This is a genomic window from Streptomyces sp. SID9727 (assembly GCF_010550605.1).
Classification (GTDB): Bacteria; Actinomycetota; Actinomycetes; order Streptomycetales; family Streptomycetaceae; genus Streptomyces.
The window spans coordinates 19,834-32,484 of the sequence record NZ_JAAGNI010000234.1; the positions used below are offsets into that span (position 1 = coordinate 19,834).

Below are 12,651 nucleotides of genomic sequence, written 5' to 3' on the forward strand. Positions count from 1 at the left end.
TGATGCGGTGGGGCGGGGCTCGTGGGATGAGGCGGGCCCGGTGCGGTTCACGCGCGCAGGCGCAGGCCCCTCGGCGTGGCGAGGAAACCGGCCGCCTCCAGCGCGCGGCCCAGGGGCGAGGTCAGGGCGGAGACGCCGTTGGTGCGCTCGACGGTCACGGTGCCGAGGGCCCCGGCACGGGCGGCCGAGGCCAGCGCACCGGCCGCCGCCCGGAGCGCGGGATCCTCCGGATCGGTCGCCCAGGCCAGCAGCGTCTTGCCGCCGCGCTCCATGTACAGCGTCAGCTCGCCGTCGACCAGGACCACGAGCGAGCCGGCCTTCCGGCCCGGCTTGTGCCCGGCCCCGTCCGGCGGCTCGGGCCAGGGGAGGGCGGCGCCGTAGGCATTGGCCGGGTCGGCCGCCGCGAGGACGAGGGCCCGGGGGTCCGCGCCCGGCTCCTTACGGTCCCGGGCCGTGGACACCGCGCGGAGCCGGTCGACCGCGCCGTCCATCGCGAACTGGGCGGCCCCCAGCCCCTCCACGACGTACCCCCGGCGCGCCTGCCCGTTGTCCTCGAAGGCCGACAGCACCCGGTACGCCGCCGAGAAGCCGCCCTCGACGCCCTCTGCCTGCACGGCACCCCGGGTCACCACCCCGTGGCGGTCGAGCAGCGTGCGTGCCAGGGCGTGGGCGCGGTGCGTGGGCTCGGGCTCGATGGACGGCAGCAGGGACCAGCGGCCCGAGACCGTGGGCGGCCCGGTGCGTGAGGCCGGGCGGGCGGCAGCGGTGAGGGTGCCGTAACGGCCGCGCGGCACGTTCCGCCGGGCCCGGTGCGCGGTCGAGCCGGCCGTGCGGCCCGAGCCCAGGAGGGAGCGCAGCGGCGCGAGCGTGTCGTTGGTGAGACGGCCGGACCAGGCGAGGTCCCACAGGGCATCCGCCAGTTGCGGGTCGGTGCAGTCGGGGTGGGTGGTGGCGCGGACCTGGTCGGCGATCTGCCGGAAGAACAGGCCGTAGCCGCCGCCGAGAGCGGTCAGCACGGACTCGTGCAGTGCGCTGAGCTCCAGCGGGCGCGGCGGAGGGAGGAGCAGGGGGGCGCTGTCGGCGAGGTAGAGGGAGATCCAGCCGTCCTTGCCGGGGAGGGCGCCCGCGCCGGCCCAGACCACTTCACCGGTCGTGGTCAGCTCGTCCAGGAGCGCGGGGGTGTACCCGGTGACCCGGCCGGGCAGGACCAGCCGTTCCAGCGCGGAGGCGGGAACCGGCGCTCCCTGGAGCTGCTCGACGGCGCGGGCCAGTCCGTCGATGCCGCGCAGGCCGTTGCCGCCGAGGTGCTGCCACTGCGGCAGGAACCCGGCCAGGGCGGCGGGCGGGACCGGCTCCAGCTCGTGCCGGAGGGCGGCGAGCGAACGGCGTCGCAGCCGCCGCAGCACCGTGGCGTCGCACCATTCCTGGCCGATGCCGGCGGGGTGGAACTCGCCCTGGACGATGCGGCCGGAGGCCGCGAGCCGTTGCAGCGCCCCGTCGGTGACGGCCGTGCCGAGGCCGAACCGGGCCGCCGCCGTGGCGGAGGTGAACGGGCCGTGCGTGCGGGCGTACCGCGCGAGGAGATCGCCCAGGGGGTCCTTCACCGGCTCGGTGAACGCTTCGGGGACGCCGACCGGGAGCGCCGTGCCCAGGGCGTCGCGCAGCCGGCCCGCGTCCTCGATCGCCGCCCAGTGGGCCGCCCCGGCGATCCGGACGCGGATGGCACGGCGGGCGGACTCCAGCTCCTTCGCCCAGGCGGACCCGGCCCCGCGCTCGGCCAGCTCCTCGTCGGTGAGCGGGCCGAGCACTCGCAGCAGATCCGCGACGCCCTCGGCGTCCTTGACCCGGCGGTCGTCCGCGAGCCACTGAAGCTCCCGCTCCAGCTCGGTCAGCACGTCGGCGTCGAGCAGTTCGCGAAGCTCCGCCCTGCCCAGCAGCTCGGCGAGGAGCCGGGAGTCCAGGGAGAGCGCGGCGGCGCGCCGTTCGGCGAGCGGTGAGTCGCCCTCGTACAGGAACTGGGCGACGTACCCGAAGAGGAGGGAGCGGGCGAACGGGGAGGGCTCCGAGGTGGTGACCTCGACCAGGCGGATGCGCCGGGCCTCCAGGTCGCCCATCACCTCGGTGAGCCCCGGGACGTCGAAGACGTCCTGGAGGCACTCGCGGACCGCTTCGAGAACGATGGGGAAGGAGCCGAACTCGGAGGCGACCTGGAGGAGCTGCGCGGCCCGCTGGCGCTGCTGCCAGAGCGGGGTGCGCTTGCCGGGACTGCGGCGGGGAAGCAGCAGCGCCCTGGCGGCGCACTCGCGGAACCGCGAGGCGAACAGGGCGGAGCTGCCGACCTGGTCGGTGACGATCTGTTCGATCTCGCCCTTGTCGAAGGCGACATCGGCGGCGCCGACCGGGGGCTGGTCGCTGTCGAAGGCGGTGTTGGCCGGGGTGAGCGGCGCGGAGACGCCCTTGCCGGGCTCCTGGACCGGATCCGCAGCCGGGTCGAAGTCGAGGAGGTCCAGGCCCATCATGTCGGCGTCGGGCAGCCGCAGCACGATGCCGTCGTCGGCGTGCATGACCTGCGCGTCCATCCCGTACCGCTCGGCGAGGCGGGCGCTCAGCGCCAGCGCCCACGGGGCGTGCACCTGCGCGCCGAACGGGGAGTGCACGACGACCCGCCAGTCGCCCAGCTCGTCCCGGAAGCGCTCGACCAGGATGGTGCGGTCGTCCGGGACATGACCGCAGGCCCGGCGCTGCTCGTCCAGATACGCCAGGACGTTGTCGACGGCCCAGGTGTCCAGGCCGGCGGAGAGCAGGCGGTCCCTGGCGTCCTCGGGGGAGAGCCCGCCGAGCTCGCGCAGGAAGGCCCCCAGGGCGCGGCCCAGCTCCAGCGGGCGGCCCAGCTGGTCGCCCTTCCAGAACGGCAGCCGCCCGGGGACACCGGGCGCGGGGGAGACGAGCACCCGGTCCCGGGTGATGTCCTCGATCCGCCAGGAGGTCGTGCCCAGCGTGAAGACGTCGCCGACCCGGGACTCGTAGACCATCTCCTCGTCCAGCTCACCGACCCTGCCGCCGCCCTTCTTGGGGTCGGCACCGGCGAGGAAGACCCCGAAGAGGCCCCGGTCGGGGATGGTCCCGCCCGAGGTGACGGCGAGGCGCTGCGCACCGGGCCGGCCCGTGACCGTACCGGCGACGCGGTCCCAGACGACGCGGGGCCGCAGCTCCGCGAACGCGTCGGACGGATAGCGGCCCGCGAGCATGTCGAGGACGGCCGTGAACGCCGATTCCGGCAGCGAGGCGAAGGGGGCGGCCCTGCGGACCACCGCGAGCAGGTCGTCCACCTGCCAGCTGTCCAGCGCGACCATCGCGACCAGCTGCTGGGCCAGTACGTCCAGGGGATTGGCCGGGACGCGCAGCGCCTCGATCGAGCCCGTCCGCATCCGCTCGGTGACCACGGCCGCCTGCACCAGGTCGCCGCGGTACTTCGGGAAGACGACGCCGGTGGAGACCGCGCCCACCTGGTGGCCGGCGCGGCCGACCCGTTGCAGCCCGGAGGCGACCGAGGGCGGGGACTCGACCTGGATCACCAGGTCGACCGCCCCCATGTCGATGCCCAGCTCCAGGCTGGACGTGGCGACCACCGCGGGCAGCCTTCCCGCCTTCAGGTCCTCCTCGACCTGGGCGCGCTGCTCCTTGGAGACCGATCCGTGGTGGGCCCGGGCGAGCAGGGCGGGAGCCCCCTTGGCCGCTCCGGACTCCGCCATGATCTCGGCGGGGGAGTGGGCCTCGGGCATGGTCTCGCCGGTGGCTCTCTCGTACGCGATCTCGTTGAGGCGGTTGCACAGGCGCTCCGCGAGGCGGCGGGAGTTGGCGAAGACGATCGTGGAGCGGTGCGCCTGGACGAGATCGGCGATCCGCTCCTCCACATGCGGCCAGATCGACGGCTTCTCGGCCTGACCCGAGGTGTCGTCGGTGGCGGGAGAACCGCCCAGCTCCCCCAGATCCTCGACGGGCACGACCACCGACAGGTCGAACCGCTTGCTGGACGGCGGCTGGACGATCTCCACCTTGCGCCGGGGCGACAGGAAGCGCGCCACCTCGTCGACCGGCCGGACCGTGGCCGACAGGCCGATACGCCGGGCCGGCCGGGGCAGCAGCTCGTCCAGGCGCTCCAGCGACACGGCGAGGTGGGCGCCGCGCTTGGTGCCCGCGACCGCGTGCACCTCGTCCAGGATCACCGTCTCGATGCCGGAGAGGGCCTCGCGGGCCGATGAGGTCAGCATCAGGAACAGCGACTCGGGCGTCGTGATCAGGATGTCCGGCGGACGGGTCGCCATCGAGCGGCGCTCGGCGGCCGGGGTGTCGCCCGACCGGATCCCCACCCTGACCTCGGGCTCGGGCAGCCCCTGGCGCACCGACTCCTGACGGATGCCGGTCAGCGGTGAGCGCAGATTGCGCTCCACGTCGACCGCGAGGGCCTTGAGCGGCGACACGTACAGCACGCGGCAGCGCTTCTTCGCCTCCGCCGGCGGGGGGACGGCCGCCAGCCGGTCCAGGGCGGCGAGGAAGGCGGCCAGCGTCTTGCCCGAGCCGGTCGGCGCGACGACCAGCACGTCCGATCCCTCGCCGATCGCCCGCCAGGCGCCCTCCTGCGCGGCGGTCGGCGCGCTGAAGGCCCCCGCGAACCAGCTGCGGGTCGCGGGGGAGAAGGAGTCGAGTGCGGAGCCGGTCATGTCCCCCATCGTGCACCCCGCCACTGACAACGGCCCCGGCAACCGCCGGGCGGGCCGCGGGGCCGACGGCCGGACCGCCCGCGGGCTGGGAGAATCCCACCATGGCGCGAGCGCAGCAACCGACGGAGTGGGCGCGGCACTGGAGCTACGCGGAGCTGCCCGACCTCGACCTGCTGCGCGCCCGCTACATCCGGCACACCTTCCCGCGCCACAGCCACGAGGGCTACGTCGTCGCCACGGTGAGCCGCGGCGTCGAGGACATCGGCACCCCCGCCGGAACCCTCCACGCGGGGCCCGGGACCGTCGTCATGATCAATCCGGAGGTGCCGCACACCGCCCGCGCGGGCGTCCCCGAAGGCTGGGTGTACGACACGCTCTACCCGTCCGCGCAGGTGGTCAACGACATCGCCGCCGATACGACGCGCCTGCGCGGCACCGTCGGCTTCGCCGAGACCGGTGTGGCCGACCCGTACGCCGCCCGGCTGATAGCCGAGGTCCACCGGGCGGCCGAGGAGGGCAACGCCCTGGCCGCCGACAGCGTGTTGCGGGTCGTCGTCACCCGCCTGCTCACCCGGCACGGCGCCTCGCTCCCCGTCTCGGCCCCCCGCGCCGCCGGCGCCCGCGACGCGGCGCGCGCCCGGGCCCTCCTGGAAGCCCGGATGGCCGAACCGCCGACCCTGGAGGCGCTCGCCGCCGAACTGGGCACAAGCCCCTTCGCGCTGCTGCGCGCGTTCAAGAAGCAGTACGGCATGCCCCCGCACACCTGGCTCACCGACGCCCGGGTACGGCGTGCGCGGCGGATGCTCGACGCGGGCACGGCCCCCTCGGTCGCGGCGACGGAAGTCGGCTTCACCGACCAGCCGCATCTCAACCGTCACTTCACCCGGATCGTGGGCGTGCCCCCCGGCGCCTACCAGCGCGAACGCGCAAGAACGTACAAGACCGGCCGGGAACTGCCCCGGTAGCGTGCTGGACGTGGCAGAACAGACAACACCCCTTCGGGCGACCGCCGGACCTCCCGGTGGCAGCACGCTCGCCGCCGGGACCAAACCGGACTCGGCCGTCGTCCGCGACGCACTCGGCGTCGGCATAGCCGTCGGCCTCTCCGGCTTCGCCTTCGGCGTCACCTCGGCGGGCTCCGGCCTGAGCCTGCTCCAGACCTGCGCGCTCAGCCTGCTCGTGTTCACCGGCGCCTCCCAGTTCGCCCTGGTCGGAGCGCTCGCCGCCGGCGGCAACCCCTACACCGCGGCAGCCGGGGCCTTCTTCCTCGGCGTGCGCAACGCCTTCTACGGCCTGCGGCTCTCCCAGCTCCTCGCCCTGCCGCGCGCCCTGCGCCCGCTCGCCGCCCAGTGGGTCATCGACGAGACCACCGCAGTGACACTGCCCCAGCCCACGCGGCGGGCCGCGCGGATCGGCTTCACCGTCACCGGGCTCACCCTCTACGTGCTGTGGAACCTGACCACCCTGGTGGGCGCGCTGGGCGCCGAGGCACTGGGCGACACCGACGCCTGGGGACTCGACGCGGCCGGCCCGGCGGTCTTCCTCGCGCTGCTGGCCCCGATGCTGAAGTCCACGACGGAGCGCCTGACGGCGGCGCTCGCCGTCCTGCTCGCCCTCGGGCTCCTGCCGGTACTGCCGGCCGGGGTGCCCGTGCTGCTGTCCGCGCTGTCCGCGCCCGTCGTCCTGTTCCTGCTGGGGCGGGCCAAGGGGCACGGGCCGGGCAGGACCGGGACCGAGGACGCCGGCGCCACCCGGGCGGAGGGGGGCCGATGAACGTCTGGATCGCCATCGCGTTGACCTGCGTCGGCTGCTACCTGGCCAAACTGCTCGGCCTTCTCGTGCCCGCCGGCGCTCTGGAACGTCCCCTGGTGCAGCGCCTGGCCGCCCTGCTGCCGGTGGCCCTGCTGGCCGGGCTCACCGCCCAGCAGACGTTCGGCGACGGACAGCACCTGGCCCTGGACGCCAGGGGCGCGGGCGTGGCGGCCGCAGCGCTCGCCCTGGTCCTGCGCGCCCCCTTCCTGGTGGTCGTGGGTGTTGCGGTGGCCGTCACCGCGGGGGTGCGTGCGCTGGGCTGAGGGCTGTCCCGCGATTCCCGGTGGATCAGCGCGCGGCGTCGGATGCGGTGCGTCGCACGGCGGAGAGGCGCCCGCATACTGGACGCATTCGGGCGTCTCGACAACGCGGCGAGGTGCCGTAGCCGTCGTCGTGCGCCCGCCGGGAATCGCGGGACAGCCCTCAGGCGGTGCCCGGTAAGGGGCATGCCTCCTGGCGCGTGCCCCTTACCGGCGCGCCCATCCTTCCCCGCCGCGCCGCCTCTCACGCCAGGACGCGACCGTGCGCCCTCAGCGTTTCCAGCGCTCTGAGGGTCACCAGAGGGCGTCCCTCCAGCGCCGTCCCGGGTGCCCACTGCCGCCACGTGACCGGCCAGCCGCCGTCCGCCTCCTGTGCGGCGGCCAGATGGTCGAGCGAGCGCTCCATCTCGGTGTCGGAGAACCACCGCCGGGCAAGCGATGCGGGCGTACGGGCGTAGTCGTACGGGAAGTGCTGCTCTCCCGGCGCGTACCCGGGGGCCACCGGGTACTCCGCGCGCCGGTCCGGATCGAGCACGGCGAGCCGCTGGTCGCGCACCAGGTGCCCCAGCCGTTCGGCGGCGGCCTCCGCCCGGGGCCGGTCCGGCACCCCGTCGAGGAAGGCGACCGCGGCCTCGATCTCGTACGGGTGCGACACGTCCAGGGCGTCCACGGCCGACCAGCAGAAGTCGGTCGCCCGGAAGAGCCAGGCGTGCCACACCGCGTTGCGGTGCAGCAGCCCGACGACGGGGCCGGTGGCCAGCAGTTCGGCCGGAGGGTCGTCGACGATCGGGATGAAGGGGGCCGCCGGGTAGTCGCGCTGGGAGGGGAGCAGCGCGGGCAGGGCGCCCTCCTTGGTGGACACCTCCGTCAGATACCGGCAGATCCGCTCCACCCGCAGACCGCCGCACCGGCCGATGGCATCGAGGACGCTCAGCGCGTGGGCGGTGTGCAGGGGCTGACTGACAGGGCCCCGCAGGTCGGGTTCGAGCGCGTGGCCGTAGCCGCCGTCCTCGTTGGCGTAGGCGGTGAGGGCCGTCTCCACCGCGTCCGCGCCTCCCTCCAGATATTGATGGGCGAACCGCCGCTGTTCGAGGACACGGGCTGTGAGCCAGATGAACCGCTCGGCCCGGTCGAGGGGACTTGTTCCAGTTGCAGCCATGGACCGACCGTAGGGCTTCGGCCCCCCGAGCAGGGCCGATGCGGCCCGGCTGCACTCTCAGGAGCGGGATACTGAAGGCATGCGGTTGACGATTTTCTGGGAACGGATGGCGGACCACTTCGGCGCGGCCTACGCGGACTCCTTCGCACGCGACCATGTGATGGCCGAGCTGGGCGGACGTACGGTCCACGAGGCGCTGGCGGCCGGCTGGGAGGCGAAGGACGTCTGGCGCGGCGTCTGCGTCGCGATGGACATTCCCGCCGACAGGCGCTGACGGAGGCGGGAAAGGAAGGCCGCCTTCCGGGGCGCGCGAGGCACTGTCACCCACATAGGCGAGACTTGCTCCGTGGCACCCACAGACGAGACCGCACAGATCCAGCCGCCGCGCACGCCGCCCGTACCGCCGGCCGCCCCACCGGCCCCGCCGTCCGGCGCCGGGCCCGCCCGCATGCCCGCCTGGCTGCCGCGCGCCATGGTCCTCGCCCTTGCCCTTTACGCCTGCTTCCGGCTCGGCAGCTGGGCGTTCGACCAGCTCATCGGCCTGCTGATCAATGTGCTGATCGCCTTCTTCCTGGCGCTCGCCATCGAACCCGCCGTGAGCCGGATGTCCGCCCGCGGCATGCGCCGGGGCCTCGCCACCTTCCTGGTCTTCCTCGTCGTGCTGATCGCCGGGGCCGGCTTCGTCGTGCTGCTCGGCTCGATGCTCGCCGGCCAGATCGTCGACATGGTGGAGGACTTCCCGAAGTACCTCGACTCGGTGATCAACTGGGTCAACCAGACCTTCCACACGGAGCTCTCCCGCGTCGAGGTCCAGGACAGCCTGCTGCACTCCGACTGGCTGCAGAAGTACGTCCAGAACAGCGCGACCGGTGTGCTCGACGTCTCGGCGACCGTTCTCGGCGGCCTCTTCCGCCTGCTGACCATCTTCCTGTTCTCCTTCTACTTCGCGGCGGACGGGCCCCGGCTGCGCCGCGGGCTGTGCTCCGTGCTGCCCCCCGCCCGTCAGGCGGAGGTGCTGCGGGCCTGGGAGATCGCCGTCGGCAAGACGGGCGGCTACCTCTACTCGCGCGGCCTGATGGCGCTCATCTCCGGCATCGCGCACTACATCCTGCTGGCCGCCCTCGGAGTGCCGTACGCGCCGGCGCTCGCGGTCTGGGTCGGGCTCGTCTCCCAGTTCATCCCCACGATCGGCACCTACCTCGCGGGCGCCCTGCCGATGCTGATCGCCTTCACCGTCGATCCCTGGTACGCGCTGTGGGTGCTCGGCTTCGTCGTGGTGTACCAGCAGTTCGAGAACTACATGCTGCAGCCCAAGCTCACCGCGAAGACGGTGGACATCCACCCCGCCGTGGCGTTCGGCTCGGTCATCGCGGGCACGGCGCTCATGGGCGCCGTCGGCGCGCTGATCGCCATCCCGGCCGTGGCCACGCTCCAGGCGTTCCTCGGCGCGTACGTGAAGCGCTACGACGTCACGGACGACCCACGTGTCCACGGCAGCCGCCCCGGCGTGCGGGGCGAGCCCCTGTGGACGCGCCTGAGGCGGATGCGTACCGCTTTCGCGGGTGAGGACGGCCGGGGTACGGACGGCGGCGAGCCGGAGGAACCGAGGAGGCCGGAGGGGCCTTCCGGGCCGAGCAGCACCTGATGCGCTCGTTCCGCCGGAGGGGGCCGGGCGGCCCGTAGGCTGAGGCGCGGGATGTCGTGCCGGCCCTGGGGGAACATGGAGTGGCTGTCCCTGGCATCGGCGGCCGTGGCCGTCCGCGGCGCGGCGGCGGCCGCGCTCTTCAGCTACTGGCAGCAGCGCCGCCTGCGGTCCCGGGAGCAGCCGGCCCGGCCGGCGCCGCTGCCTGGGCCGCGCGGTGTTCCGGGCGAAGCCGGAACACGACCAGGAGTTCGCCGCGTGGTTCACCGGTCTGCTGGCGGACGTGGACGGACTGGCGGCTGACACCGCCCAGGCCGTCGGCCGCCTCACGGATCTCCAGGTCCAGCTGATCGCGCTGATCGGTCTGCTGGACCCCGGAAGGGAACGCTTCCCCCAGTTCAGGCTTGCCTACAGCCCGCGCACCCCGCCCCGGAGCTGACCGTTCCGCTCCTCCGTCCCCACGCGCCCGGGGCGGCGTGGTGCGCTTGACACTGAAATCGAACATCCATTCTCATGGGATTCCGGCCGGGTTTTCCCGGGCCCGACCGTGGAGTTGTCCACAGGCCGGGAGGACGTCGAGGCCCATTGTCAGTGGCAGGGGTTAGCGTCTTTGACGTGAAGCGATCGACTCAAGCAAATCGGGTGGAACCCATGGCAGGAACCGACCGCGAGAAGGCGCTGGACGCCGCACTCGCACAGATTGAACGGCAATTCGGCAAGGGCGCGGTGATGCGCCTCGGCGAGCGGCCGAACGAGCCCATCGAGGTGATTCCCACCGGGTCCACCGCGCTCGACGTCGCGCTCGGCGTCGGCGGTCTGCCGCGCGGCCGAGTGGTGGAGGTGTACGGACCGGAGTCCTCCGGTAAGACGACGCTCACGCTGCACGCCGTGGCGAACGCGCAGCGGCTCGGCGGCTCGGTGGCCTTCATCGACGCGGAGCACGCCCTCGACCCCGAGTACGCGAAGAAGCTCGGCGTCGACATCGACAGCCTCATCCTGTCCCAGCCGGACAACGGTGAGCAGGCCCTCGAGATCGTGGACATGCTGGTCCGCTCGGGCGCCCTCGACCTCATCGTCATCGACTCCGTCGCGGCCCTGGTGCCGCGCGCGGAGATCGAGGGCGAGATGGGTGACTCGCACGTGGGTCTCCAGGCCCGCCTGATGAGCCAGGCGCTCCGGAAGATCACCAGCGCGCTCAACCAGTCCAAGACCACCGCGATCTTCATCAACCAGCTCCGCGAGAAGATCGGTGTGATGTTCGGCTCGCCGGAGACCACCACCGGTGGCCGCGCGCTCAAGTTCTACGCCTCGGTGCGCCTCGACATCCGCCGGATCGAGACGCTCAAGGACGGCACCGACGCGGTCGGCAACCGCACCCGCGTCAAGGTCGTCAAGAACAAGGTCGCGCCGCCCTTCAAGCAGGCCGAGTTCGACATCCTCTACGGCCAGGGCATCAGCCGCGAGGGCGGTCTGATCGACATGGGCGTGGAGCACGGCTTCGTCCGCAAGGCCGGCGCCTGGTACACGTACGAGGGCGACCAGCTCGGCCAGGGCAAGGAGAACGCGCGCAACTTCCTCAAGGACAATCCCGACCTCGCCAACGAGATCGAGAAGAAGATCCTGGCGAAGCTGGGCGTCGGGGTCCGGCCCGAGGACGCCGCCGAGTCCGGGGCGGAGGCGCCGGGCGCCGCGGCCCCCGCCGAGGCTGCGGCGAAGCCGGCGACGGCGGCGGCCGGCAAGACCAAGCCGGCCAAGGCGGCCGCGGCCAAGAGCTGATCCGTGACGCGTCGTACAGAGTGGCCGGCCGGCGCCGCCGACCCCGGCGCGGCCCCCGGATCCGGTGAGGGAGCGGGACGCCGTTCCCGCTCCCGGCCCAGTGACAGCGGTTCCCCCTCCTTGTCGAGGGCCGAGAAGGGGGAACCGCGCGACCCGGTCGAGCAGGCGCGTGCCATCTGCCTGCGGCTGCTCACCGGCACGCCGCGCACCCGCAAGCAACTCGCGGACGCCCTGCGCAAGCGGGAGATCCCGGACGAGGCGGCCGAAGAGGTGCTGTCCCGTTTCGAGGACGTCGGGCTGATCGATGACGCCGCGTTCGCGGACGCCTGGGTGGAGTCCCGGCACCACGGCCGCGGGCTCGCCCGCCGGGCGCTGGTCCGTGAGCTGCGGACCAAGGGGGTGGACGCCGCCGTGATCGATGAAGCCGTCGGGCAGCTGGACTCCGAACAGGAGGAGGAGACCGCGCGGGAGCTCGTCGCCCGCAAGCTACGGTCCACCCGGGGGCTGGACCGCGACAAGCGCCTGCGCCGCCTCGCGGGCATGCTCGCCCGCAAGGGATACGGCGAGGGAATGGCGCTGCGCGTGGTGCGCCGGGCGCTGGAGGATGAGGGGGAGGACACGGAAGGGCTGGACGAGCCCTTCTGAGCCGGCGCGGCTACTGGCCGGCGCGGGCCGCGCGGCTGATGGTGGCGTCGACCAGCGCGAGGGCGTCCTCGGCTGTGCGTCCGGGATAGCGGTTCCAGGAACCGATCAGCCCGGTCCAGCCCTGCGAGCGGAGCTCCGCGATCAGCCACGCCCCGGCCCGGTCGACCGTCTCCGCAGAGCCGTAGCCCAAGCGGTGCGCGGTGAGCATGGCGCCGCAGACACAGCGAGCGCCCCGGAGGTCGCGGAGCCGGTACGGGGTGTTCTGCCAGCCCCACTCGGTCAGGATCCGCCGGGCGTGGGCGAGATGGACGGACGGCCGCACATCGGGCCGCCCGACGCGCCGCCACGCGTGGAGCCGGTCGGGCAGGATCGCACCGATGCGCCCCGGGAGCGGGCGCTCGCGCGGCGCGGCGGGGGGCAGCGCCCGGACGGTGTCGGCGATCAGCCGGTCCACCGGTACGGAGAGCAGGGCGCGCCAGTCGGTGGCGGGGGCGGACGCGTCCGGCACGTCGGCGGGCGCGGGGCCGGGGGGCTGGGGTGCGGGAGCGGGTGCGGTCAGGTCCCAGCCGGTGACGATCTGCTGCCAGGCGGCCGTGTCATGGAGGCGCGCGGCCTGGGCGTCGAGTGCGTCGGGGG

The 12,651-nt window shown here is 73.7% G+C and carries 11 protein-coding genes; 8 read left to right on the forward strand and 3 right to left on the reverse strand.

Annotated elements, in window-relative coordinates; translation table 11 throughout:
- Positions 1–47 precede the first annotated feature (47 nt).
- On the reverse strand, positions 48–4,721 hold the full coding sequence (locus G3I41_RS15165; RefSeq protein WP_164400732.1) for a DEAD/DEAH box helicase: 4,674 nt from the start codon (positions 4,719–4,721) through the stop codon (positions 48–50).
- 101 nt (positions 4,722–4,822) lie between these two features.
- Here G3I41_RS15165 and G3I41_RS15170 point away from each other — a divergent pair, with 101 nt between their 5' ends.
- From G3I41_RS15170 to G3I41_RS15180, 3 genes are read left to right on the forward strand one after another with little or no spacing between them, the layout of a single operon-like run.
- Positions 4,823–5,686, forward strand: a complete 864-nt coding sequence (locus tag G3I41_RS15170; RefSeq protein ID WP_164400733.1) for an AraC family transcriptional regulator — start codon at positions 4,823–4,825, stop codon at positions 5,684–5,686.
- A 10-nt stretch (positions 5,687–5,696) separates the two neighbouring features.
- Complete coding sequence (locus G3I41_RS15175; protein WP_164400734.1) at positions 5,697–6,494, forward strand: AzlC family ABC transporter permease; 798 nt, start codon at positions 5,697–5,699, stop codon at positions 6,492–6,494.
- Entirely contained in the window at positions 6,491–6,796 is a 306-nt protein-coding gene (locus G3I41_RS15180; RefSeq protein ID WP_164400735.1) for an AzlD domain-containing protein, read from the forward strand. The genes G3I41_RS15175 and G3I41_RS15180 overlap by 4 nt, the downstream gene beginning before the upstream one ends.
- 241 nt (positions 6,797–7,037) lie before the next feature.
- Here the strand turns inward: G3I41_RS15180 and G3I41_RS15185 are convergent, their stop codons facing one another.
- Positions 7,038–7,952 carry a hypothetical protein gene (locus tag G3I41_RS15185; RefSeq protein ID WP_164400736.1) on the reverse strand — a complete coding sequence of 305 codons (915 nt, stop codon included), beginning with the start codon at positions 7,950–7,952 and terminating at the stop codon, positions 7,038–7,040.
- 79 nt (positions 7,953–8,031) lie between these two features.
- On the opposite strand from G3I41_RS15185, the gene G3I41_RS15190 reads away from it, so the two are divergent.
- The 5 genes from G3I41_RS15190 to recX all read left to right on the forward strand — a co-directional run bounded on the left by G3I41_RS15190 (position 8,032) and on the right by recX (position 12,015).
- Positions 8,032–8,226: a DUF3046 domain-containing protein gene (locus G3I41_RS15190; RefSeq protein ID WP_164400737.1), complete on the forward strand. Its 195-nt coding sequence runs from the start codon at positions 8,032–8,034 to the stop codon at positions 8,224–8,226.
- 174 nt (positions 8,227–8,400) lie between these two features.
- Complete coding sequence (locus G3I41_RS15195; RefSeq protein WP_164400742.1) at positions 8,401–9,597, forward strand: AI-2E family transporter; 1,197 nt, start codon at positions 8,401–8,403, stop codon at positions 9,595–9,597.
- Positions 9,598–9,811: 214 nt separating this feature from the next.
- A complete protein-coding gene (locus tag G3I41_RS36860; RefSeq protein ID WP_239081645.1) occupies positions 9,812–10,033 on the forward strand; it encodes a hypothetical protein in 222 nt (73 codons plus the stop codon).
- A 212-nt stretch (positions 10,034–10,245) separates the two neighbouring features.
- On the forward strand, positions 10,246–11,370 hold the full coding sequence (gene recA / locus G3I41_RS15205) for a recombinase RecA (protein WP_164400738.1): 1,125 nt from the start codon (positions 10,246–10,248) through the stop codon (positions 11,368–11,370).
- A 3-nt stretch (positions 11,371–11,373) separates the two neighbouring features.
- Positions 11,374–12,015 (forward strand): recombination regulator RecX, encoded by a 642-nt coding sequence (gene recX / locus G3I41_RS15210; protein ID WP_164400739.1) that lies wholly within the window; start codon positions 11,374–11,376, stop codon positions 12,013–12,015.
- Between the two features lie 10 nt (positions 12,016–12,025).
- Here the strand turns inward: recX and G3I41_RS15215 are convergent.
- A partial coding sequence (locus tag G3I41_RS15215) for a hypothetical protein (RefSeq protein ID WP_164400740.1) occupies positions 12,026–12,651 on the reverse strand: 626 nt, incomplete at its 5' end.